This is a genomic window from Streptomyces xiaopingdaonensis (assembly GCF_000262345.1).
GTDB lineage: Bacteria > Actinomycetota > Actinomycetes > Streptomycetales > Streptomycetaceae > Streptomyces > Streptomyces xiaopingdaonensis.
Genome location: NZ_AJTQ01000252.1, coordinates 1 through 23500 on the forward strand (window position 1 = coordinate 1; position 23500 = coordinate 23500).

The window sequence follows — 23500 nt, forward strand, 5'->3', positions numbered from 1 at the left end:
CGCCTGCGGGGCCGAGCCACCCGAGGCCGCGGACGGTGCGCCGCCAAGAAACAGGCCACAAGCGACCGTTGACCAACCCGCCGCCGAACCGCCGACGCACGCGCCACCCGCTTCACCCCTTCTCAGCGGCCTCCAGCTTCCGGTGCTGCTCCTTCACCACCACACCCTCCATCGGCTTCGCCTTCTCACCCTCCAAGGCCATCGACGCGAACGTCGCCGTGCTCCCCGCAGTGCGCACCACCGTGACCGACATCGCGGCCCCCACCTTGCTCGACTTCGGACGCATCGTGAACCGCACCGCGTCCATGCCGACATCGGCCGAGTCGTCCGCCTCGACCGTCACCTGCTCCTCCTCGGCACCGCCCTGGCTGCCGACGAAGCCGTCGCACTCCTCCACCGCCGTACGCAGACCGCCGAAGGTCTTCGCCGCGCCGTCCCGCTCCTCGTACGAGGAGAGAACCACCTGCTGGAACGCGCCGCCCGTGCCCACCCCGCTCTCGGCCAGCGCGGCAGTCGCGTACGCGGCACGCGCGTGCGCCGGCTCCGGGCCGAAGAGATCGACGACCGGCTGGCACTCCCTGCGGTTCACCTGCACGGCGTCGGTGTCGAGCAGCCCGCCGTCCTTCTGGTACCGCACCCGGTAGCCGTCCGCCTCCCCGCTCTTCAGCAGCGCCGACTTCAACTCCCCGGCGGTGAGCGGCTTCCCGGACGCCTCGCCGCCGCCGGACTCCCCCTCCTCTTGCGAGGAGCCACCGGAGGACGCCCCGGACCCGCCGTCGTCCCCGCTCGAACAGGCGGCGAGGGAAAGCGCGACGGCCGGCACGAGCACGGCCGCGACCGCCGCACGCCTCGAGGTGGTGGTGCGCATCTGCTGAACTCCCGTCTTCCGAAGGGCCGCACACAGGCGAGAAAAGACGCCTCGGCCCTGGCCGGTCCGCCCCCGTCCATCCTTCCGGCCCACGATGTTGACCTGCCCACGACCGTCCCACCACCCCCGAACCCTCCCCCGCCGGGAAACCGTCACAGAACCGCGACAAGCCGGGGCGTCACCCCTTGCGCAGCCGCACACGGCATACTTGGCGCCGGTCCCCGAACGCGAGGGACGCACGGGAGGAACGCACCACCATGCACACCGCACCACCACCGCAGACCAACGAGGCCGAGCACACCCCGCCCCACCCCGCCCCGCAGGACCAGGCGGACGCACCCGCGCTCCGCCACCGCCGCGACGCCCTCCTCCCCGCCGTCGCCGCCGCGCTCCACGTCGACGGGACCACCCTCACCTGCACCGGCGCCAAGGGCGACCAACCGCCCCCGCTCCACCCGCTCGTCAGCCGGTTCCTCGACGAACTCGCCCCCGCACAGCGCACCCGCCACACCGGCCGCTGCGCCGAAACCGTCCTCCTCTCCCGCTTCCTCCACGCGACCGAGGAGGCACGCGAGGCGAAACGCACCCGCCGCAGCGGACGCAAGCCACGCCAGACGAAGCCGCTCAGCCACGGCGAAGCCCGCAAGGCCCTGCGCCGCTCCCGCCTCACCACCCGCCGCATCCGCGAGGACGGCGACCCCCTCCACGGCAGCTACGCGCCCCCCTGCCGCTCCTGCACCGCCCTCCTCGACCACTTCGGCATCGCCCTCGTCGCCCCCGAGACCGGCACCGGAACCGACGCCCCGACGGAGCCCACGCCGTGACCCCCGCAACGGAGCGCTTCCCCGCACCCGTCGCCGCCGCGCTCGCCGACTCCGGTTGGGAGCCCGGACGTTGGGAGATCCGCCACGCGGAGGAGTGGGCCGACACACTCCGCGCCCACACCTCGCCCGGCGGCCACCGGCACGCCGTCCTCCCCTCCGCCGTCGAAGTCTGGGCGGAGTTCGGCCCGTTGCACATCGCGCCGACCACGCAGGGCCGCGACCTCGCCCCGACCGCCGTCACCGTCGACCCGCTGCCCTGCCTCCACGCCGCACGCACCCTCAGCGACCTCGGCCGCGCGCTCGGAACCGAGGTCTGCCCCATCGGCACCGAGACGGAAGGGGAAGCGCTGCTCGTCGTCGACGCCGCGGGACACACCTACGGCGTGGACGCCACGGGCGACTGGTACCTCGGACCCCGCTTCGACGAGGCACTCACCGCGCTCCTCCTCGGCCACCGCCCGGCCCGTCTCACCGCCACCCTCTGACCCCGGCCGCCCCGCCGGACCCGGCCAACGGCCGCTAGCCTGCGGGGAGTCGTCCGTAGTCGAACCCCGGGAGCCGGCATGCTCACCTCACGCCGCGCCGACCTGCCGACCGTCCGCTGCGACCTCTGCCCCGACCACCCCGTACTCCCCACCCACGAAGAACGCCACAACCACCAGCTCTGCGCCCGCTGCCAACAGCGCCTCCTCGCCGCCCCGCACCCCGACGACCACCTGTGCGCCCCCTGCCGCCGCGAGTGCCCCGACTGCCACGCACCCACCCCCGAAGGCACCGCCTGCCGCACCTGCCGCGGACGCTGCCGCACCTGCCGCGCCCCGCTCCCTCGGCGCCCCGCACCCGCCGACGAACTCGTCACCGTCGCGCCCGAAGGCCGGAGCGACCGCAGCAAGTGGGCCAAGACCTACTTTCCCCGCTCCTCGACCCGCGAACAGTGCGACGCCTGCCGCGCGCCCCGCGACCCGGCCCGCACCGTCCTCGCCGCCCTCCCCGAACCGCTCCTCCGCGCCTGCGGCGGCGCCCTGCCACCCACCGCGCTCGACGTCCTCCACGCCGAACTGCGCACCCGCACCCCCGCGGAACTGATCAACCGCATCGGCCGCCGCTGGTGGACGAGTTGGGCACACCGCCCGCTCCGCGCCGAAGAACCCGACGAAGAGCACCGCCCCGACACCGTCCTCACCCGGCTCCTCGCCCCCACCCCCTGCAACGGCCGCTGCGAGGACGGCTGGCACCGCGCCGACCCCGGCAGGCCGGACGAGGACGACCGCCCCTGCCCCGTCTGCCGCGGCGGTCGCCTCCTCCGCGCGACCCCCGAGCACGACGACGAGGAACACGACGAGCCCTCCGAGGGCGACCCGCGCAAAGTCGCCGACCGCCCCCTCTCCGAAGCGCTCGCCGACGCACCCCCCTTCCGCGAGTGCGAAGGCCGCGACGGCGCCTGCGGCCTCCCCGTCGCCGACCCGTACCCGTACTGCCCCGCCTGCCTGGGATGGCCGCGCTGCTCCTGCGGGCGCCGCTTCGACCCGGAGCGCGCCGACGGCTGCCGCGCGTGCGGCCGGAAGTGAGAACCGGGCCTGCCGCGGCCCGTTGACGAGCGGACGCCGCTCAGCGCCCGTGCGGAATGATCGCCGACACCCGGAAGCCCCCCGCATCCGTCGGCCCGGAGACGAAGCCGCCCCCGAGCGCCACCACGCGCTCCCGCATCCCCACGAGCCCGTTGCCGCCGCTCGGCAACCCCGCGTCCGCCGCCCCCTCCGCCGGCGCCGGGTCGTTCTCCACCTGGAGAGCCACCTCGTCCTCGCGGTGCGCGAGCCGCACCCGCGTCGGCGCACCCGCCGCGTGCTTGTGCACGTTGGTCAGCGCCTCCTGCACCACACGGAACGCCGTCCGCTCCACGGCCGCCGGATACACCCGCGCCTCCCCCTCGACCGACAGCTCCACCGCGATCCCGGCCGCGCGCGACTGCCCGACGAGCGCGTCCAACTCGGCGAGCAAGGGCACCGTCCCGGCGTCCGCCGCCCCGCGCACCGCCGTCGCCGCACCGCCCGCACCGACGTTCGCGACGACCTGCGCCGGCGCGGGGACGTCCTCGCCAGGCGCCTCCGCCGCCCCCGGTCCCCTCGCCGCCGCCGCGAACTCCGCGAGCCGCGAGGGCACTTCCGCCTTCTCCTCGACCGCCTCGCCCGAGCGCAGGACACCGAGCATGGTCCGCAACTCGTCGAGGGCCTGCCGCCCCATGTCGCCGACGAGCGCCGCGTTCTTCGCCGCCTTCTCCGGGTCCTTCGACGCCACCGCCTTGAGCGCCGCCGCGTGCACCACCATGAGGCTCACCCGGTGCGCCACGACGTCGTGCATCTCGCGCGCGATCCGCGTCCGCTCCTCGCTCCGCGCCCACTCGGCGCGCTCCTCCGCACGGTCGGCGAGGAGCGACAACTCCCGCTCCAGACCGTCCGCACGCTCCCGCAGCGAGACGACGAGCCGCCGGCGGGCGCCGACGTAGAGGCCGAGGAGGAGCGGCGGCGCCGTCACGCCCACCGACATCAGCACGGCGACGAGCGGTACGAACCAACCGTCCGGATTGAAGTCGGCCTCCCGGCCGATGGAGCGGTCCATCTGGATCAGCGTGATCAACAGCGTCCCCGCCGCGCCCATCCCCGCGAGCAGCGCGATGATCCGCCGCGGCACGGCCGAGGCGGCGAGCGTGTAGAGGCCGACGACGCCGAGGACGAAACCGGTCTGCGCCGGCAGCACCGCGATCCCCACCAGCACCACGACGATCGGCCACCGCCTGCGCACCAGCAGCACCGCCCCCGCGAGCGCCCCCAACGCCACGGAGAGGGCGACGGGCACCCCCGTCTCATGCGCGAAGCCGACGCCGCGCACCGCGCTCTCCATCGCGGAGACGACCGCGAGCAGCACGTCGAGCGCGGCGCTGCGCGGCCGTTGCCACCAGTACGTCCACCGCCACCACGGCGGTCCCCTGCGCTCCTGCTCCCCGGGCCCTGCGCGGACGCGGCTCTCCGTCTCCCCCGACTCGGTCATGGCGCCCAGCGTACGACCGCCGGTCACGCCTTTCCCCGGTGAGCCCGGGAACGTCCCGTTCCGCACGCCTCTATACCAGGACAGCCGACTTCGGGAGCAGAACGGACCGATCCCACCCGAACCGTTGAAACGACCCGGCGGGCGCAGTCCCGGCGCGACGACGCTGGACCCATGACGTCACCCACCGAACCCGCCTCCGCGCGCGACGACACCGGCGGCCTGCGCACGGGGGCCACCACCTACGAGCACCTGCGCACCGAGGCCGTCCGCCTGCGCCGCGCCGGGCTGAGCCGCCGCCGCATCCGCGACGAACTCGGCGTACGCAACAACGACCTCCTCAACCGGCTCCTCACCGGCGAGCCCCCTCCCGAGTGGACCCGCCGCCCGCGCGCCAAGGACGAACTCCGCGCCCGCGCACGCCGATTGCGCGCCCAGGGCTGGACGTACGACCGCATCCAACTCGAACTCGGCGTCTCGAAGAGCTCCATATCCCTGTGGGTCCGCGACCTGCCCCGCCCCGCCCCGTCCCGCACCCCGTCGGAACAGGCGCACCTCGCCTCCCGGAAGCGCTGGGAGTTCGAGTCGGCCCGCCGCGAGGAGGAGCGCCGCCGCACCACGCGGGAGGCGACCGCCGAGATCGGCGAGCTGACCGACCGGGAGCTCTTCCTCGTCGGGGTGGGGCTGTACTGGGCCGAGGGGTCGAAGAGCAAACCGTACGCACGGAGGGAGAAGGTCACCTTCGTCAACAGCGATCCGGAGATGATCAGGCTTTATCTCTCCTGGCTGCACCTGCTCGGTGTGCCCCGGGAGCATCTCCGGTTCTGCGTCATGATCCACGAGTCCGCCGACGTGGCAGCGGCCGAGGACTACTGGGCCGAACTCGTGGGCGCCGACCGCTCCGCCTTCCACAAGACGTCCCTCAAGAAGCACAACCCCAAGACGGTGCGTCGGAACACCGCCGAGGGATACCGGGGCTGCCTGGTGATCAAAGTCCTCCAGGGAGCGGATCTGTACCGTCGCATCGAAGGCTGGTGGTGGGGCATAGTATGGGGTGCCCGAGGCGCCGAGAAGGCAAATCGGACATAAGGGCAATCCCGGGTCGACTAAGGGCAAGTCCACAGGTTTTGGTCCTGTTGATGAGGGTTCGAATCCTTCCCCGGGAGCTCACCGCGCGCTACTGAACGGGCCGGCGTCGTCGACGCCGGCCCGCCGCGCATCCGTCCCCACCACGCCCCCCACTCCCCGCGCCACCCGCACCCGCTCCCCGACCCCCCGGTATCCTGCGGCATGTCATCCCACCCGAAGCCGAAGGGCACCCTCGTGAGCGCCAATCGCCCGGCAGCCGTCGTCGTTCTCGCAGCGGGTGAGGGCACCCGCATGAAGTCGGCCACCCCCAAGGTCCTGCACTCCCTGTGCGGCACGTCCCTCGTCGGCCACGTGGTCGGCGCCTCCCGCAGCCTCGACCCCGGCCACCTCGTCGTGGTCGTCGGGCACGCGCGCGAGCAAGTCGCCGCGCACCTCGCCGAGATCGACGAACAGGCGCACACCGCGGTCCAGGAGCAGCAGAACGGCACGGGGCACGCGGTGCGGGTCGCGCTCGAGGAGCTGGCGCAGCACGGCGTCGTCGTCGAGGGCACGACGATCGTGACGTGCGGGGACACCCCCCTGCTCACCGGCGCGACGCTGCGGCACCTCTCCGAGGTGCACGAGTCCGAGGGCAACGCGGTCACCGTGCTCAGCGCCGAGGTCCCCGACGCCACCGGGTACGGCCGCCTCGTACGCGCCGCGGACGGCGCGGTGTTGGAGATCGTCGAGCACAAGGACGCGACGGCCGAGCAGCGGGCGATCCGCGAGATCAACTCCGGTGTCTTCGCCTTCGAAGGACGCCTCCTCGCCGACGCGCTCGGCAAGGTGCGCCGCGACAACAGCCAGGGCGAGGAGTACCTCACCGACGTCCTCGGCATCCTGCGGGAGGCGGGGCACCGGGTGGGCGCCGCCGTCGCGGCCGACCACCGGGAGATCGCCGGCATCAACAACCGCGTGCAGTTGGCGCAGGCCCGCCGCACGCTCAACGAGCGCCTCCTGGAGGAGGCGATGCTCGCCGGCGTCACCGTCGTCGATCCGGCGACGACGTGGTTGGACACCGCGGTGACGTACGAGCCGGACGCGGTCGTGCAGCCGGGGACGCAGCTCGAGGGCGCCACCCATCTCGGCGCCGGCAGCGAGGTCGGCCCGCACTCGCGGCTGACGGACACCGTCGTCGGCGCCGGTGCGCGGGTGGACAACACCGTGGCCGAGGGCGCGGAGATCGGCGCGGGTGCGAAGGTCGGCCCGTACACGTACCTGCGGCCCGGGACGAGGCTCGGCGCGGGGGTGAAGGCGGGGAGCTTCGTGGAGATGAAGAACGCGGAGCTCGGCGAGGGCACGAAGGTGCCGCACCTCTCCTACGTCGGCGACGCGGTGATCGGCGAGCAGAGCAACATCGGTGCCGCGAGCGTCTTCGTCAACTACGACGGTGTGCACAAGCACAGGACGACGATCGGCTCGCACTGCAGGACCGGTGCGGACAACATGTTTGTGGCACCTGTCACGGTCGGGGACGGTGCCTACACGGCCGCCGGTTCCGTCGTGACCAAGGACGTGCCGCCGGGATCGCTCGCCGTCGCCCGCGGCCAGCAGCGCAATATCGCTGGTTGGGTGGCCAGGAAGCGTCCGGGGAGCGCCGCCGCGCGTGCCGCGGAGGCGGCGGCGGACGGTGCGGACCGGACGTCGGGCGAGGGCGGTTCGGGCGCCTGACCGGGTGCTCGGCCGGTCGGTGCCGGGCGTACGGTTGAGGGGCCCACGCGATGCATGAGCAGCCTGGAGCGGACCAGGGCATACGCACGGTGCGTGCGGGTAGACGCAGGCACCGTGCGCGCTGTGTGCACTGTTCCCGGTCGATGTCCGGTTGACGTCCGTGAGCGAGGTAGGCGAGGCGACCCGTCCTCCGCCTGATTGGGCGCGCGTAGCCGGTGAGCCGCCGCGAGGTGCGGCAGCGCGCGTACGCAGGTACTCAGGTACGCAGTACGCAGGGAACAAGGAGACACTTCGTGACCGGGATCAAAACGACCGGCGAGAAGAAGCTGATGCTCTTCTCCGGCCGCGCTCACCCCGAGCTGGCGGAGGAAGTAGCGGAGCAGTTGGGCATCGGCGTGGTCCCGACCAAGGCTTTCGACTTCGCGAACGGCGAGATCTACATCCGCTTCCAGGAGTCGGCCAGGGGCGCCGACTGCTTCCTCATGCAGAGCCACACGGCGCCGATCAACAAGTGGATCATGGAACAGCTGATCATGATCGACGCGTTGAAGCGGGCGTCGGCGCGGTCGATCACCGTGATCGTCCCCTTCTACGGGTACGCGCGGCAGGACAAGAAGCACCGCGGCCGCGAGCCGATCTCGGCGCGGCTCATGGCGGACCTCTTCCGCAAGGCGGGCGCCGACCGCATCCTCACCGTTGACCTACACACCGATCAGATCCAGGGCTTCTTCGACGGTCCGGTCGACCACCTCTTCGCGCTGCCGCTCCTCGCCGACTACGTGGCGAGCAAGGTCGGCGGCGACAAGCTGACGGTCGTCTCCCCCGACGCGGGCCGCGTGCGGGTCGCCGACCGCTGGGCCGACCGTCTCGGGGCGCCGCTCGCCATCGTCCACAAGCGGCGCGATCCGGACGTCGCCAACAAGGTCACCGTGCACGAGGTGGTCGGTGACGTGAAGGGCCGCGTCTGCGTCCTCGTCGACGACATGATCGACACCGGTGGCACGATCTGCGCCGCCGCCGAGGCGCTCTTCGCCAACGGCGCGGAGGACGTCATCGTCACCGCGACGCACGGCGTCCTCTCGGGCCCGGCGGCCGACCGGCTGAAGAACTCGAAGGTGAGCGAGTTCGTCTTCACCAACACCCTGCCGACGCCCGGGGAGTTGGACCTCGACAAGATCACCGTGCTCTCGATGGCGCCGACGATCGCGCGCGCGGTACGCGAGGTGTTCGAGGACGGCTCGGTGACCAGCCTCTTCGAGGAGCAGGCGTAGCGGACGCCGGCGTGATCGATTTTTCGACGGCCTCCTTCGCCGAGTAGACTCCCCTCGTCGCTCGGCGAGGGAGGCCGCGCCACCTTCCGGGGAAGCCCGGAGGCCGGCTCATCCGTTATCGACGCGCGCTCTTCGTAGCAGGTCTGTCGTGGACGGACCGAGTGACGCCCGCGGGGTCGCCCGGCCCGGCGGAGCGGCGCCCCGGCGCCAGCACACCGACGACTGCGAGGAGCGCAGCATGGCCGACGTCACACTGACCGCCACCGTCCGCAACGAGTTCGGCAAGGGCGCGGCCCGCCGCCTGCGCCGCGAGGAGAAGGTCCCCGCGGTGCTCTACGGCCACGGCGCGGACCCGGTCCACGTCGCCATTCCGAGCTACGACATGATGATGGCGCTGAAGAACTCCAACGTCCTGATCGACCTGGACATCGAGGGCAAGAGTGTCCTCTGCATCCCGAAGGCCGTGCAGCGCGAGGCGATCCGTGCGTTCCTCATCCACGTCGACCTGCTCACCGTGAAGCGCGGCGAGAAGGTCAACGTCGACGTGCCGCTGCACATCGAGGGCGACCTCGGCCCGGGCCAGCACATCCTGGAGCACGTCTACAACACGCTCCCGATCGAGGCCGAGGCGACGCAGATCCCCGAGACGATCACCGTCTCCGTCGAGGGTCTCGTCGCGGGCGACTCGGTCGAGGCGAAGGACATCACGCTGCCCAAGGGCGTCTCCCTGACGATCGAGGGCGACGAGACCGTCCTCTCCGTCCTCGCGGCGCAGGCCGAGGAGCCGGCTCCGGAGGGCGAGGAGGGCGAGGGCTCGGCCGCCGAGTAACTCCCCTTCCCCCAGCGGCCGGTCCCCACGCCGGGGCCGGCCGCGAGGGTGCGGTACCGCCGCACCCGCGCCGTGCCGCCCGCGACCCGAGGACCTCGTATGCCGCCGACCCCGAGCAGCGCCTCCGACAACGCGCCCTGGCTGGTCGTCGGCCTCGGCAATCCGGGCCCCGGGTACGCGGGCAACCGGCACAACGTCGGCTTCATGATCGCCGATCTGCTCGCGGAGCGGATCGGCGGCAGGTTCCGTACGCACAAGACGCGCGCGCACGTGTTGGAGGGGCGGCTCGGGGCGCCCGGCGCCGGGCCGCGGGTGGTGCTGGCGAAACCGATGTCGTACATGAACCTCTCGGGCGGCCCGGTCACCGCGCTGCGCGACTTCTACAAGTTGCCGCTCGACCGCATCGTCGCGCTCCACGACGAGCTGGACATCGACTACGGCACGCTCCGCCTCAAGCGCGGCGGCGGCGACAACGGCCACAACGGGCTGAAGTCGCTCACCAAGTCCCTCGGCTCCGACTACTACCGCGTCCGCTTCGGCATCGGCCGGCCGCCCGGTCGGATGCAGGTCGCCGACTACGTGCTGAAGGACTTCTCAGCGGCCGAGCGCAAGGAGCTCGGCTACCACGTGGACCGGGCGGCCGACGCCGTCGAATCCCTGGTCACAGCGGGGCTCGAGCGGACACAGAGCACATTCCACGGTTGAACGGATAAGCCTCGCACCGCAGTTGACCGGTGGCGGGTTTCTCGCCAGTATCCGCTCATGCGCTCCGGTGCCCCCTACAAACGCAGCCGTAGGCGCCGTCTCGGTGAGAACGTCTACGGCATGCTGCTGCTCGCCAAGACGCTGCTGATGGTGGTCGTCGCCGCGGTGCTGCTGGTGGCGGGCGTCTGGTCGTCCTGGGGCAGCGCCTACCCGGCGATGGCGGGCGAGGAGCGCGGCACCGTCCGCGTCACGGACTGCGGTGACGACGAGTGCACGGGCCGCTTCTCCGCCGACACCGGCTCGACGCCCGCCGAGGTGACGCTCGGGCAGGCCGTCTCGGGCTCGCCCGGCGAGACGTTCGACGCGGCGCTCCGCCCGGGCGAGCGGCACGCGGTGCGCGCGGACGCGGGCGGGATCCTGTACTCCTGGGCGCCGTTGGGCGGTGCGCTGTTGCTGGCGTCGATCGTGGTCGTCGGCGGCCTGCGGATGCGGCGGCTCGGTGTCGGGCTGGGGCTGCTGGGTGCCGCGCTGCTCGGCGGTGCGTGGGCGCTGCTGACGTTCTAGCGCCGTGCGGGCCCGGTGGCTGCCGGGCCCGCACGGGTGCGGCGAGGGTCAGCCGGTGTTGCGCAGGCCGGCGGCGACGCCGTTGACGGTGAGCAGCAGTGCGCGCCCGAGCGTCTCGTCGGGTTCCTCCTCGCGCTCGGCTGCTTGCCGCTGGCGGTGGAGTAGGGAGACCTGGAGGTAGGAGATCGGGTCGAGGTAGGCGTCGCGGATGCGGAGCGTCTGCTTCAACACCGGGTTGGCGTCGAGGAGTTCGCTCTCTCCCGTTATACGCAGCACTTCTTCGACGGTGCGCCGGTGCTCCTCGGTGATCGTGGTGAAGACGTGCCGCAGTTCGGGCGGGACGAGGGTGTCGACGTAGTGTCCTGCGATCCGCAGGTCGGTCTTGGCGAGCGTCATCTCCACGTTGGAGAGGAAGTTCTGGAAGAAGTGCCAGTGCGCGTACGCCTCTTCGAGGATGTTGTCGAGGCCGGCCTCGCGCGCGGCCTTGAGCCCGCTGCCGACGCCGTACCAGCCGGGGACGATCTGCCGGGACTGCGTCCAGCCGAAGACCCAGGGGATCGCCCGGAGCCCGTCGAGCCCGGCGCCGCTGTCGGGGCGGCGGGACGGGCGGGAGCCGAGGTGGAGTTCGGCGAGTTGGTCGACGGGGGTGGAGGCGAAGAAGTACGCGGGGAGGTCGGGGTCCTCGACGAGCCGGCGGTAGGCGGCGTGTGCCGCGTCGGAGACGGTGTCCATCGCGGCGTCCCAGCGGGCGAGCGCCTCGTCCGACTGGCGGGGCGCCGTGTGGAGCGCGGACGCCTGGAGCGTTGCGGAGACGGTGAGTTCGAGGTTCTCGCGGGCGAGCGCGGGGACGAGGTACTTGTCGGAGATGACCTCGCCCTGTTCGGTGACCTTGATCTCGCCTTCGAGGGTGCCCCAGGGCTGCGCGAGGATCGCGTCGTGCGTGGGCCCGCCGCCTCGGCCGACGGTGCCGCCGCGGCCGTGGAAGAGCCGGAGCCGGACTCCGTGGCGGTGTGCGACGTCGCGCAGGCGGCGTTGGGCGCGGTGGATCTCCCACTGGCTGGTGGTGATGCCGCCGAACTTCGAGGAGTCGCTGTAGCCGAGCATCACCTCCTGGAGGTCGCCGCGGAGGGAGACGAGGCGGCGGTAGCTGGGGTCGGAGAGCATCGCGTCGAGGAGTTCGTCGGCGATCCTCAGTTCGTCCGTGGTCTCCAGCAGCGGGACGATGCCGATCTTCGCCCAGCCGGAGTGGAGGTCGATGAGTCCGGCCTCGCGGGCGAGGACGGCGACGGCGAAGACGTCGTCGGCGCCCTGGCACATGGAGATGATGTACGACTCGATCACCTCGGGCCCGAAGGTCTCCAGCGCCTTGCGCACGGTCTCGAAGACGCCGAGCGTCTTGGCGCCCGCCGCGTCGAGCGGTGCCGGGCTCGGGGAGAGGGGGCGGCGGGAGCGGAGTTCCCTGGTGAGGAGGCGCTGCCGGTAGTCGCGGGGCATGTCGGCGTACCGCCAGGACTCCTCGCCGAGGCGGTCGAAGAGCTGGCCGAGCGCGTGGTGGTGTGCGTCGGCGTGCTCGCGGACGTCCATCGTGGCGAGGTGGAGGCCGAATGCGGCGGTGGTGCGCAGGACGCGCTCGAGCCGTCCGTCGGCGACGAGGCCGCCGCGGTGGCGGCGGAGGGAGTCCTGGATGAGGGCGAGGTCCTCGAGGAGGCCGCCGGTGCCGAGGTAGTCGCGTCCGGGCGCGTGGGGGGTGCCCTCGGCGAGGCGCTCGCGGGTGTTGAGGAGCTTCTGCCGGATGCAGGTGACCTTGAGGCGGTAGGGCTCCTCGGCGTTGAGGCGCTTGTAGCGGGGGCTGATCTCGGGGAGGCGGACGAGGTCCTTCTCGAGGGAGGCGAGGAGTTCGTCGGTGGCGCCGCTGTTGCGTACGGAGTTGGAGAGGGCGCCGCGGAGCTCGTCGATGTGCGTGAGCGCGTCGGTGATGCCGTGCTCGTGCTGGAGGAGGAGGACGTCCCAGGTGACCTGCGGGGTGACGTTGGGGTTGCCGTCGCGGTCGCCGCCGATCCAGGTGCCGAAGGTGAGGGGGCGGGTGCCGGGGGGCAGCGGGGCGCCGGCGCGGTCGAGTTCGGCGGCGAGGTCTTCGAGGACGTCGCCGACGGCGCCGCTGTGGAGCTCGTCGAGGTAGTAGATGGCGTTGCGGGACTCGTCGGCCGGTTCGGGCCTGGCGACGCGGAGTTCGTCGGTCTGCCAGACGAGGTCGACGTTCTCGGCGAGGCGCAGGTCGGTGCGGCGGCGCTCGCTCGGGTCGGTGTTCTCCAGGAGTTCGGCGATGCGGCGGAGCTTGGTGAGGACGGAGCGGCGGGCCGCCTCGGTGGGGTGGGCGGTGAAGACGGGGCGTACCTGGAGGTTGGCCGCGGTCTCGGCGAGGTGCTCCGGGTCGGCGTCCTTGAGACGGTCGGCGGTGCGGGCGAGTTGGCCGCCCACGGCCGCGCGGTGGGTGCGGAGTTCGCGTCCGCGGTGGACCTGTTCGGTGACGTTGGCGAGGTGGAAGTAGGTGGAGAAGGCGCGGACGAGCTTCGTCGCCGTCTCCAGGTCGGTCTCGCCGAGGAGGGCGGCTGCGGCCTCGCCGTCGCTGCGCGTCAAGGCGCGTACGCGCTCCACCAGATCGAGTAGTTCGCCGCCTTCCTGGCGGACGAGCGTCTCGCCGAGGAGGTCGCCGAGGCGGCGGATGTCGGCGCGGAGTTCGGCGCCGGCCTCGGCGGGGGCGGCCGGCTCCTCCGTGCGGGCCAGGTCGGCGGGTGGCTGGTTGCTGTCGGCACTGCTCACAGGTGCGGCTCCTTGCAGCGTTGCTTCTGGCAGGTGCCGGACCGCGCTGTCCGACGCCTCCACAGAATAGGCCGCCGGCGCTCGGCGCAACGGGCACGCCCGGTGCGTCCCACTCCGCGGACGCCTCTCGCTCCGCCCCGGCGCACCACCTTCGGGCCCTCGTCTTCCGCGGGGAAGGGCTGCCATACTTACGACGCCGTAGGTTACGGAACCGTAGCCAATCGCCCAGCTTCCACAAGGGACGTTCATGACCAGTAGCCCCGACGTACTCGATTCGCCCGAGAAAGCACCCGAACCGATCACCACCGAGGCCGGCACCCTCGGCGGCGAACAACGGCGGTCGATGGAGCAGGTGGCGCTGCTCCTCTTCATCACGTTGCCGTTCGTGGCGCTGGTGGCCGCGGTCCCGCTGCTGTGGGGCTGGGGCGTCAGCTGGCTCGACCTCGGCCTGCTCGTCGGCATGTACTTCCTGGGCTGCCACGGCATCACCATCGGCTTCCACCGCCACTTCACCCACGGCGCGTTCAAGGCGAAGCGCCCGTTGAAGATCACGTTGGCGATCATGGGGTCGATGGCGGTGGAGGGCCCGCTGGTGCGCTGGGTCGCCGACCACCGCAAGCACCACAAGTACTCGGACGCGGACGGCGATCCGCACTCCCCGTGGCGGTACGGCGAGACGATCCCCGCGCTGCTCAAGGGCTTGTGGTGGGCGCACATCGGCTGGATGTTCAACGAGGAGCAGACCCCGCAGCACAAGTACGCGCCCGACCTCGTCAGGGACCCCGGGTTGCGCCGCATCTCCCGGCAGTTCGTGCTCTGGACGACGGTCTCGCTGCTGATCCCGCCGCTCGTCGGCGGCCTCGCGACCTGGTCGTGGCAGGGTGCGCTGACGGCGTTCTTCTGGGGCTCGCTCGTCCGCGTCGCGCTGCTCCACCACGTCACCTGGTCGATCAACTCGATCTGCCACGCTGTCGGCAAGCGCCCCTTCCGCTCCCGTGACAGGTCGGGGAACGTCTGGTGGCTGGCGGTCCTCTCGTGCGGCGAGTCCTGGCACAACCTCCACCACGCCGACCCGACGTGCGCGCGGCACGGCGTCGAGCGCGGCCAACTCGACTCCAGCGCGCGGTTGATCCGCTGGTTCGAGCTCGCCGGGTGGGCGTACGACGTCCGCTGGCCCCGCAAGAACCGCATTGACTCGCGCCGGCAGGAGGAGACCGGCTCCCGCCGGGGGAAGGAGACGGCGCAGGCGGCATGATGGTGACTGTGCCGACCGACACGCCTTCCCCCACGGGCGGGGACACAGCAGCAGACGCCGAGGGGGACGAGGTGTCCCCCGCCGAGACGGGCGAGGCGAGGCTCCCCGAGGGGGCCCGCCCCCGCAAGCAGAAGAAGCGGGCCCGCCGCAGGATGACGGGCAAGGAGCGCCGCGAGCAGCTTCTCGACATCGGGCGCACCCTCTTCGCCGAGCGCGGCTTCGAGGGGACGTCGGTGGAGGAGATCGCGCACAAGGCAGGCGTCTCCAAGCCGGTCGTCTACGAGCACTTCGGCGGCAAGGAGGGGCTCTACGCGGTCGTCGTCGATCGGGAGATGCGGCGGCTGCTCGGTATGGTGACCGGCGCACTCACCGGAGGCCACCCCCGTGAGCTGCTGGAGCAGGCGGCCTTCGCGCTGCTCGACTACATCGACCACTACACCGACGGGTTCCGCATCCTCGTGCGGGACTCGCCCGTGGCGCAGTCGACGGGCACCTTCGCCTCGCTGATCAGCGACATCGCGACGCAGGTCGAGGACATCCTCGGCCGTGAGTTCAAGTCGCGCGGCTTCGACCCGAAGCTCTCGCCGCTCTACGCCCAGGCGCTCGTCGGCATGGTCGCGCTGACGGGCCAGTGGTGGCTCAACGTCCGCAAGCCGAAGAAGTCCGAGGTCGCCGCGCATCTCGTCAACCTCGCCTGGCACGGTCTCGAGAGCCTGGAGCAGAAGCCGCGGCTGATAGGTCACAGACGGAGCTGAACTCACGCGGCGCGGCGGCCCGTTCCGGACCACACGAAGGTGTGACACGTCCCGGGACGGGCCTTCGCCGTCCGCGCCGACCTACGATGATGTCCTCGACCGTACCCGGGAGGCCCGCGATGTCCGCAGCACCCGTCGAGTTCCCGCCCGACGACGGCGCCTCCGAGCGCCCGCCCTCGCTCACCGAGGCCGCCGACGCCATCGCCGAGGCACACCCCGGGTACCGCGCCGAGATCGTCGGAGGCATCCTCACCGTGACACCGCCCCCGGACGTCCCCCATTCCAGGGTCCTGAGCCGGCTCATGCGGCCCTTCTTCGCCGCCGGACTCGACGACGAGGGAGGTGAGACCGAGGTGCATCAGGGCATCGGCGTCTGGCTGCCCGGGGAGCCCACGGACTACGCCATCCCTGACCTCGCCGTGGTGGACTCCGACATCGACGAGCACGTCGCCGCACGCAACTGCGCCGACCCGGGGGTGTTTCGCCTCGTCCTGGAAGTGACCTCCGAGAACCACAACAACGACCTGCGGCTCAAGGCACTGGCCTACGCACGCGCCGGCATCCCCGTCTACACGATCGTCGACCGCAGGCACGGCCGCCTCCACATCCTCACCGAACCGGCCGACGGCGAGTACCAGAGCCACCGCCTCCACGCCCCCGGAGAGCAGGCCGTACTCCCCGAGTCCATCGGCGCAAAGGTCTCCCTCGACGTCGCGCAGATCCTCGACGCCGGGAAGAACAAGCGGGCTTGAGAGCTAGGCGGCCTTCCGGAGGTACGTCGTGAACTCCGCCCAGGCAGCGTCCGGCACGACCAACACCCTGGACTGCGCTCCCCACTTGCTGTCCCGCACCGGCACACATCACCCGACGCGGCGGACTCCGTCCAAGGCAGGAAGTTCGCGCCCTACGCACGGGGGAACACCGCCACGCCCGCGCCCTTTCCGCTTATCCGTCTGCCCCGCAGAAGGAGCGTCCACGTTCCCGGCCGGTCCGCTCCACGTATGGCTGCCTACGGGGCTTTCCAGCGACCGCTTGGGAGCGCTTTCAAGCCCTGATAGGCCTCGCGAAGTTCCGACGCTTCAGGGAGCTGCTTCCGCTCAACGGCCTTGACGACTTCCAACGCCCGCCAGTGATTCGACGGAACGATACGGCCAGACAGTATTGCCTTTTCCGCTGCATGGCACGCTTCGTCAAGGCGATTCGAGCTCAACAGAGTTAGCGCCAAGTCGATATTCGCGGAGGCGACCCGGCGCGGCCACTTATGCACGTCATCGCCGGGAGACAGGCGCGCGATGACTTCGCGCGCATAGGTCTCCGCCGCCGGGTCCCCGACCCATGCAAGCGTCGTAGCCGTGTACGCCAGGGACTTGCCCGGGTCGTACTGGTAATGATGTTCCGTGCCCTTCCGAGGTACGAGTGCGGCAGACATGCGCTGCACTCGGTCAACAGCCGCGTAGGTCTCCGCCCCCTCTCGCAGCCGTGCGTGTGCCCTTCCCTCTTGTGCAGTCGATTGGATCGCGACGGAGCTTCCGGGCGGAGCCAACTCCTGAGCGGCCTTTGAGAGTTCAACGGCACGACTGTAATCCCCGTCCGTCAGCACACGCCAAGCATCCGTTTCGTAGCACCACGCTCTGATTTCGGGGCAGTCAGCGTGCCGCGCCAGCATGGAAGCCGTCTCCAAACGGGCTGTTGCTGCGGCCTCTTGTCCCAGGTCGATATGGAGTGTCGCGCCCAACAGTTGGAACCACCCACCAACCACATGGAGGCGCCGCTTTTCCCGCAGCGTCATGCGAGAATCCATAAGGTGCGCCACGTACCCCGAATGCTTACGCACCCGCTCAAGAAGCTGTTGCGGCGCAGAAACGGGGTATTCCATTGCCAGTTCGTCAAAAGATGTTTCAAGCCGATCCAAAGTCTCTCCACCTACGTCGCTTGCGGAGACTCGGCGCGCCAACTCGAACGCGTCGAACTCGTCATCACTGTTCGACTCAGAAGGCATGAGCCACGGACTAGGCGATTGCGGCGAAGTGTAAGCATCGGGCGTGAGGAGCATTTCGAGTTGGCCGGATGTGATCTCCAGGACTTTGGCGATCTTGGGGCGCAGCCACGGCTGCGGATCGTTCTTCCCACTCTCCCATCGCTGCACGGTTGAACGGTCGGCTCCCACCGCTTCCGCGAAGTCCTCTTGATTGAACCCGCACGCTTTCCGGCGCTCCGTGAAGCTCTGTCGCCTGCTGGGCATCAGGCCGATCCTCCTCCATGCGGGTCTGTCGTTCCTGGTCAGCCTAGCCAGTGCAGCAAGGATGCGGCAGGTCTGCGGCCTTTTTGCTGTGGTCAGCGACCACGCCTGCCGGTTTGCTGACTGGCACAGCACGTAAGCACCCCCGCGACCGCGCGAACGGCTCGGGGGCATGGACCACCTGAGAGGCAGGCCGCCATGCGCGGGAATACACGAGCGTCGATCGAGGACGCATCCTCAGGGGCTGACATCCCGCCAGGGTCAATGGAGTTTCCGCCGTGCCGGTGCCAGCAGTGCCGGACCACGCGTTGGAGCACCTCCATCCAGCGGTCCGGGCTCCGGATGCCGAAGTCTCGACGTGAGAAGCGTTCGGCATGAGCAACTGCCCGACGTGCGACGAACTCAAAAGGCAGATTGACAGGGAGGCGGAATTGCGACGCTTCAGCCGTAACCGACGCGGTGGTGCTTCTTCGCCGCCACGAAAGGGAGCAACACAAGAAGCGTCCAAGCACATGACCTGCCCGACGCCATTCCGTAAACACGGCGGAGCCGACTAGGGCGTTGGATTCTGTTGTTTCCGTGCAGCCACAGGTCGGTACGTTCCATGGCCAGCCCGGCGCCGGGGTCCACAAACGCGCCCCATGTGGGCGGTCGACAGGAAGACCGGAACGACTCAACGAGAAGGAGAACCGGTGACGAGCACCCTCGAAAGTTCGGTGACGGTCCGTAGGCGAGACCCAAAGGCGCTACTCAACGACGTTGCGCCTCACCTCCAACACCTCACCATCAACGTCTTGGACAGCGGGATGTCCATCTGGGACCGAGAGGTGGCGCTACTCCTCCGGGACAACACCATGGTCCGCGACATGGCTGAGCGGATCATGAGTCAGGCTGTGGCGTACACCGTCGCAACCATGAAGCACAAGGACGTACACCTGGGTGTGGGCAAGCTCGTGGACATCGGGGTTCATCAGCTCATTCTTGACACCCCGGTCTACTTCGCCATGTGCGCCCTGTACAACGGCGGGACGTACCGGCACCATGCACCGTTCGTCGAGCGCAGGGGTGACGGTTTGTGCCTGCGCACGGCGGACTTCCTCCGCTCGGACGGCTGGAACGTCGATGACGAACTCTGGTCGATCGACGGGGCGAACTGTTCTCCGTGTGACAACAAGGTTCCTGACAGCCACTAGACCGGTACGGTGCCCCTGCCTTCACCGAGACGGTGGGGGCGCCCGTCCGCCGGACCACCGATAGAGGCCAGCATGCCCGTACCTCATGACATTGCCGCTGAAACCGAACTTTGGAACACCTACGCAGAATCGGCATTCAAAGAGGACGCGGAACCGGTTTTCAACTGGACGCAGTATGCCGGGCACGGTCCGGGTCCTGAGCTGCTGGGGAACCCCGCGTCAGTGCTGGAAATTGGGTGCGGCACGGGTCGGGCGTTGGCCTACCTCGCCAGCCGCGGCGTGAAGGCGCATGGCGTAGACCTGTCCCCGGTCATGGTCAAGAAGACGACCGAGCGGTGGTCAACGACGGGCGCGACATTCGATCAGGGCAACGCCGTGGAATACCTCGCTGACCACGAACGCACTTACGACGCGGTGTATTCGGTGTTCGGCGCTGCATGGTTCGCTGATCCCGGGCGGCTCTTTCCACTCGTACGGGCATGCCTCAACGACGGTGGAGTGTTCGCGTTCTCCCACCCTCCCGCCATCCCCGGGGCGTACGGTCCGCAGGGCATGTACAAGGGCGGGTTCGGAGGCAAGGCCATGTTCACCTACCGGTACAGCTTCCGTCCCCCGGTCTGGGAACGGCTGCTGTTCCGCGCCGGATTCGACTCCGCGTCCGCCCGCGTGATCGAGGCTCCGCACGACGGGCACATCGGAACGCTCGTCGTGCAAGCGAAGGTGTTTTGACCCTGGCGTGGTCTGTGCGCTCCCGGCCGGGCATGACACCGCCCGGCTGCCTACTCAACCGGCGCAGGTACCGGGCCCGAACCGGCGTCCCGGCACCCCGTCACCGCTTCACCGCGACGACGAAGATCCGCCGGAACGGGTACGGCGTCCCGTACGGGCGGGCGGGGTACGCCTCGCGGAGCGCTGCCGCGTACTCGTCGAGGAAGGCGTTCCGGGCCTCGGGGTCGTCGGCGAGGAGGTCGAGGACGGGGCGGAGGGTGGTGCCCTTGACCCAGTCGAGGACGGGGTCCTCGCCGTGGAGGAGTTGCTGGTACGTCGTCTCCCAGGCGTCGACGGCGCAGCCGAGGCGGGTGAGCGCGTCGAGGTAGCCGCCGGGGTCGAGGACGGGGGCTTCGGTGTCCTCGCCCAACTTGCTCTTCCAGCGAGGGGAGTTGCGCAGTCGGGACAGGAGCGTGTGGCTCGGTGCGTGGAAGTTGCCGGGGACCTGGAAGGCGAGGACGCCGCCGGTCGGGAGCGGGTCGAGCCAGGAGGCGAAGGCGGCGGCGTGGCCGGGGACCCAGTGGAGGGCGGCGTTGGAGAAGAGGAGGTCGAACGGTTCGGCGGGGTGCCATCCGGCGAGGTCGGCGCCTGCGAAGTCGAGGGTGCCGCCCGCCGAGGTGCTCCCGGCATGGGTGCGCACGGCGGCGAGCATCTCGGGGGAGCTGTCGTAGCCGGTGACGTGGGCGCCGGGCCAGCGCGCGACGAGCGGCGCCGTCGGGCCGCCGGGTCCGCAGCCGAGGTCGGCGATCCGCGGGTGCGGGGCGCCGGGGAGGTCGGGGACCCTGGCGAGGAGGTCGTGGACGGGACGGAGGCGGTGGTCGGTGTGGCGGAGGTACTGCCGGGGGTCCCAGCGAGGGCCTGCGTCCGAGGGGGCTTCCATGGGGGCAGCATGCGAGCCAAAGTGTCTCGACGTCAAGAGACTTCACGTCGACACAACAACTAGACTGCTCCCATGAAGGACGAGGTCGACCGTTTGGTGGCAGCCTGGCGCCGGGAGCGCCCGGACCTCGACGTGGAACCGCTCGAGGTACTCAGCCGCGTCAGCAGGCTCGCACGCCACCTGGACCGTGCACGCCGCACCGCCTTCACCGAGCACGGGTTGGAGCCGTGGGAGTTCGACGTGCTCACCGCGCTGCGGCGGGCCGGCGCTCCCTACCAGCTCTCGCCCGGACAGCTTCTCACCCAGACCCTCGTCACCTCCGGCACGATGACCAACCGCATCGACCGCCTCGCCAAGAAGGGCCTCGTCGAGCGCCTCCCCGACCCGTCGGACCGCCGCGGCGTCCTCGTGCGGCTCACCGTCGAGGGACGCGACCGCGGGGACAGCGCGCTCGCCGGGCTCCTCGCCCAGGAGCGGGCGATCCTCGTCGAGCTCAGCACCGAGCAGCGCAGGCAACTCGGCAACCTCCTGCGGGAGTTGACGGCCCCCTTCGACAACACCCCGCCACCGGGCGCCGTCTGACCGCCGCCACCTGCTCGAACACAGGCCCGCGCGCCCCGCGGTGGTATCGGCCTTCCGCCGGCCTCTAACATCCGTCCATGCACGCACGGTTCGCAGGACGCACGATCATCGTCACCGGAGGCGGCGCAGGGATCGGTGCGGCCACCGCGCACCGCCTCGCCGACGAGGGCGCGGCCGTCGTCCTCCTCGACACCGACGAGGAGCACGGCCGCCGCACCGCCCGGCAGATGACGGCGTCCGGGGCCCGCGCCGCCTTCGTCCTCGGCGACGTCACGGACGAGCCCGCGTGGACGAGGGCCGTCGCCACCGCGCGCTCCGGCTTCGGCCCCGTCGACGGCCTCGTCTCCAACGCCGGCGACACGCGCCCGGGCGCCGCCGGCTCCCTCTCGCTCGGCGACTGGGAGGCCCAGCTCGGCACCAACCTCACCGGCGCCTTCCTCGGCCTCCGGGCCTGCCTCGACGACCTGCGCGAGCGCCGCGGCGCCGTGGTGCTCACCTCGTCGGTGCAGGCGCTCGTCGGCCTCCCCGGGCGGCCCGCGTACGCCGCGAGCAAGGCGGGGCTCACCGGGCTCGGGCGTCAACTCGCCGTGGAATACGGTCCTTCGGTGCGCGTCAACACGGTACTTCCGGGGCCGGTCGGCACGGGTGCCTGGGAGGGCTCGACGGAGGCCGAGCGGCGGATCACCGCGGACGCGACGGTCGCCGGACGGTTCGGCAGGCCGGAGGAGGTCGCGGCCGCCATCGCCTTCCTGCTCTCCGACGACGCGTCCTTCATCACCGGCACGAGTCTGCCCGTCGACGGCGGCTGGAGCGTCTACAAGCGGTCGAGCTGAGCGGCGCGGCCAAGTGCCGGCGAACGACCGGAGTTGGGGTACGCGCAAGGGCGTTGCGTCGGCATCCTGTGCGTGCGCGGCCGCCCCCGGCCGGCCCGTAGGGCTTTCGCAAGTGGACTGCGGAGCAGGCCACTTGGACGGTAGGCCGCCCGCGACGTCCCGATCCGCGGCCCGCACGCGACGAACCCGCCGCCCGGCACTCGTGAACGGGCACCCGCGAGATCCCGCGCGGGTGCGGCCGCGAAGAGGACCCGGTTGCGGGTGAAGTGCGGGGCCCTGGAGGCCGACGGCGTGCCCGGCCGCGCGGCAGTGGCCGCCGGGCCGATCAGCACGCCGTCTTCAGTCGGGCACGCAGCCGCTCACCTCGCCCGCACCAAGTCTCCCACTCCGCACGGCAGTTCCGCCGCTCTCACCCCGCCGCGCTCGGCTCCAGTTCCGCGGGGCCCACGCCTGCGCGCCGGGCCAGGGCGACGGCGGCGAGGGTCGAGTGGACGCCGAGCTTGCCGAGGACGTTCTGCATGTGGGTGCGGACGGTGTGCGGGGAGAGGTAGAGGCGTTCGGCGACGGCCTTGCGGCCGAGGCCCGCGACCATGCACCGCAGCACCTCCCGCTCGCGCGGCGTCAGCGACTCCACCAACTGCTCGCTCTCGGTGCGGTGCTTGCGGGAAGCGGTGAGCTCCTTGAGGACGCCGGTGAGGAGCGCGGGCGGGAGGTGCGTCTCGTCCTTGAGGACCCCGCGGATCACCTGGAGCAGGCGGCTCAGGGAGCAGTCCTTCGCCACCCAGCCGCCTGCGCCCGCCTGGAGCGCCGCCGCGGCGTGCCGCGGATCGTCCCGCTCGGCGAGGACGACCGTGCGCAGCCGGGGATGGTCGCCGCGCACGCGCGCCACGAGCGGGATGCCGCCACCGGCGGGCTGCTCCCCCGGCGCACGCTGCGGCGGCGGAGCCGGCTCGACGGGCGGGGCGCTCGCCTGCGCCGGTGCGCCGGCGAGCGGCGCAACGGCGGCCTGGCGGCCTCCCCGCGCCGCCGCGGCCGCCAACTGGCGCCCCTTCAGGCGTCGTTGGTGCGGCTGACGCGGCGGGTGCGGCGGATGTCCCGGAGCCGGCGGGTGGGGCGTCTGGTGCACCACCCCGGCGGCGGCCTCGCCCGCGGGGTGGCCGTCTAACGGTGGAGCGAGCGGCGCCGCGAGGTCGGCGTCGACGAGCATCACGTCGAAGCCGCGGCCCTCCGTGGCCGCGCGCTCCAACTGGCGCAGCGCGGCGGGGCCGCTGCC

General features: G+C 71.3%; 23 protein-coding genes and 1 tRNA gene. 17 read left to right on the forward strand and 7 right to left on the reverse strand.

The annotated features are described in order from the left end of the window. Positions 1-112: 112 nt before the first annotated feature. The gene (locus UWG_RS0119845; protein ID WP_016908950.1) at positions 113-868 is read right to left on the reverse strand and encodes a hypothetical protein; all 756 of its coding nucleotides are present in this window, start codon (positions 866-868) and stop codon (positions 113-115) included. A gap of 257 nt (positions 869-1125) precedes the next feature. Here UWG_RS0119845 and UWG_RS0119850 point away from each other — a divergent pair, with 257 nt between their 5' ends. From UWG_RS0119850 to UWG_RS0119860, 3 genes are all read left to right on the forward strand, one after another. Then, positions 1126-1692, forward strand: a complete 567-nt coding sequence (locus UWG_RS0119850) for a YwqJ-related putative deaminase (protein ID WP_016908951.1) — start codon at positions 1126-1128, stop codon at positions 1690-1692. Continuing rightward, positions 1689-2177, forward strand: a complete 489-nt coding sequence (locus tag UWG_RS0119855) for an SUKH-3 domain-containing protein (protein ID WP_016908952.1) — start codon at positions 1689-1691, stop codon at positions 2175-2177. Before UWG_RS0119850 ends, UWG_RS0119855 begins: the two co-directional genes overlap by 4 nt. A 78-nt stretch (positions 2178-2255) precedes the next feature. After that, positions 2256-3260, forward strand: coding sequence for a hypothetical protein (locus UWG_RS0119860; RefSeq protein ID WP_016908953.1), 1005 nt, complete (start codon positions 2256-2258; stop codon positions 3258-3260). Between the two features lie 40 nt (positions 3261-3300). Here UWG_RS0119860 and UWG_RS0119865 read toward each other — a convergent pair whose 3' ends face one another. Next, positions 3301-4737, reverse strand: a complete 1437-nt coding sequence (locus UWG_RS0119865) for a sensor histidine kinase (RefSeq protein ID WP_016908954.1) — start codon at positions 4735-4737, stop codon at positions 3301-3303. A gap of 171 nt (positions 4738-4908) precedes the next feature. Here UWG_RS0119865 and UWG_RS0119870 point away from each other — a divergent pair, with 171 nt between their 5' ends. The 7 genes from UWG_RS0119870 (at position 4909) to UWG_RS0119900 (ending at position 10902) form a co-directional block, all read left to right on the forward strand. Next, a complete protein-coding gene (locus UWG_RS0119870) occupies positions 4909-5823 on the forward strand; it encodes a hypothetical protein (RefSeq protein ID WP_016908955.1) in 915 nt (304 codons plus the stop codon). 6 nt (positions 5824-5829) lie between these two features. After that, positions 5830-5900: transfer RNA gene (locus UWG_RS0119875), tRNA-Gln, on the forward strand. Positions 5901-6057: 157 nt separating this feature from the next. Beyond that, positions 6058-7533, forward strand: coding sequence for a bifunctional UDP-N-acetylglucosamine diphosphorylase/glucosamine-1-phosphate N-acetyltransferase GlmU (glmU, locus tag UWG_RS0119880; RefSeq protein WP_029391606.1), 1476 nt, complete (start codon positions 6058-6060; stop codon positions 7531-7533). Positions 7534-7826: 293 nt separating this feature from the next. Continuing rightward, complete coding sequence (locus tag UWG_RS0119885; RefSeq protein ID WP_016908957.1) at positions 7827-8804, forward strand: ribose-phosphate diphosphokinase; 978 nt, start codon at positions 7827-7829, stop codon at positions 8802-8804. A 238-nt stretch (positions 8805-9042) separates the two neighbouring features. Then, the gene (locus tag UWG_RS0119890; RefSeq protein WP_016908958.1) at positions 9043-9633 is read left to right on the forward strand and encodes a 50S ribosomal protein L25/general stress protein Ctc; all 591 of its coding nucleotides are present in this window, start codon (positions 9043-9045) and stop codon (positions 9631-9633) included. A gap of 99 nt (positions 9634-9732) precedes the next feature. Further along, a complete protein-coding gene (pth, locus tag UWG_RS0119895) occupies positions 9733-10338 on the forward strand; it encodes an aminoacyl-tRNA hydrolase (protein WP_016908959.1) in 606 nt (201 codons plus the stop codon). Between the two features lie 57 nt (positions 10339-10395). Beyond that, on the forward strand, positions 10396-10902 hold the full coding sequence (locus tag UWG_RS0119900; protein WP_016908960.1) for a hypothetical protein: 507 nt from the start codon (positions 10396-10398) through the stop codon (positions 10900-10902). Between the two features lie 48 nt (positions 10903-10950). On the opposite strand, the gene ppc is transcribed toward UWG_RS0119900, so the two are convergent. Continuing rightward, on the reverse strand, positions 10951-13722 hold the full coding sequence (gene ppc / locus UWG_RS0119905; RefSeq protein ID WP_016908961.1) for a phosphoenolpyruvate carboxylase: 2772 nt from the start codon (positions 13720-13722) through the stop codon (positions 10951-10953). Between the two features lie 247 nt (positions 13723-13969). Between ppc and UWG_RS0119910 the strand changes: the two genes are divergently transcribed. The 3 genes from UWG_RS0119910 (at position 13970) to UWG_RS0119920 (ending at position 16484) form a co-directional block, all read left to right on the forward strand. Then, a complete protein-coding gene (locus UWG_RS0119910; protein WP_016908962.1) occupies positions 13970-14977 on the forward strand; it encodes an acyl-CoA desaturase in 1008 nt (335 codons plus the stop codon). A 71-nt stretch (positions 14978-15048) separates the two neighbouring features. Further along, complete coding sequence (locus tag UWG_RS0119915; protein ID WP_157838578.1) at positions 15049-15732, forward strand: TetR family transcriptional regulator; 684 nt, start codon at positions 15049-15051, stop codon at positions 15730-15732. A 119-nt stretch (positions 15733-15851) separates the two neighbouring features. Beyond that, complete coding sequence (locus UWG_RS0119920; protein ID WP_016908964.1) at positions 15852-16484, forward strand: Uma2 family endonuclease; 633 nt, start codon at positions 15852-15854, stop codon at positions 16482-16484. Between the two features lie 3 nt (positions 16485-16487). Here UWG_RS0119920 and UWG_RS34295 read toward each other — a convergent pair whose 3' ends face one another. Then, positions 16488-16589, reverse strand: coding sequence for a DUF397 domain-containing protein (locus UWG_RS34295; RefSeq protein WP_016908965.1), 102 nt, complete (start codon positions 16587-16589; stop codon positions 16488-16490). Positions 16590-16741: 152 nt separating this feature from the next. Next, a complete protein-coding gene (locus UWG_RS32275; RefSeq protein WP_078495690.1) occupies positions 16742-17974 on the reverse strand; it encodes a helix-turn-helix transcriptional regulator in 1233 nt (410 codons plus the stop codon). 689 nt (positions 17975-18663) lie between these two features. Here UWG_RS32275 and UWG_RS0119930 point away from each other — a divergent pair. Both UWG_RS0119930 and UWG_RS0119935 read left to right on the forward strand, forming a co-directional pair. Next, positions 18664-19164, forward strand: coding sequence for a hypothetical protein (locus UWG_RS0119930; protein ID WP_016908966.1), 501 nt, complete (start codon positions 18664-18666; stop codon positions 19162-19164). 72 nt (positions 19165-19236) lie between these two features. Continuing rightward, positions 19237-19893: a class I SAM-dependent methyltransferase gene (locus UWG_RS0119935; RefSeq protein ID WP_029391607.1), complete on the forward strand. Its 657-nt coding sequence runs from the start codon at positions 19237-19239 to the stop codon at positions 19891-19893. 100 nt (positions 19894-19993) lie between these two features. Here the strand turns inward: UWG_RS0119935 and UWG_RS0119940 are convergent, their stop codons facing one another. After that, positions 19994-20812 carry a trans-aconitate 2-methyltransferase gene (locus UWG_RS0119940; RefSeq protein WP_016908968.1) on the reverse strand — a complete coding sequence of 273 codons (819 nt, stop codon included), beginning with the start codon at positions 20810-20812 and terminating at the stop codon, positions 19994-19996. 72 nt (positions 20813-20884) lie between these two features. On the opposite strand from UWG_RS0119940, the gene UWG_RS0119945 reads away from it, so the two are divergent. Beyond that, entirely contained in the window at positions 20885-21394 is a 510-nt protein-coding gene (locus tag UWG_RS0119945) for a MarR family winged helix-turn-helix transcriptional regulator (protein WP_016908969.1), read from the forward strand. A gap of 77 nt (positions 21395-21471) precedes the next feature. Beyond that, on the forward strand, positions 21472-22227 hold the full coding sequence (locus UWG_RS0119950) for an SDR family NAD(P)-dependent oxidoreductase (RefSeq protein WP_016908970.1): 756 nt from the start codon (positions 21472-21474) through the stop codon (positions 22225-22227). 409 nt (positions 22228-22636) lie between these two features. Here the strand turns inward: UWG_RS0119950 and UWG_RS0119955 are convergent. Beyond that, positions 22637-23500: response regulator transcription factor (locus UWG_RS0119955; protein WP_016908971.1), on the reverse strand; the 864-nt coding region annotated here is incomplete at its 5' end.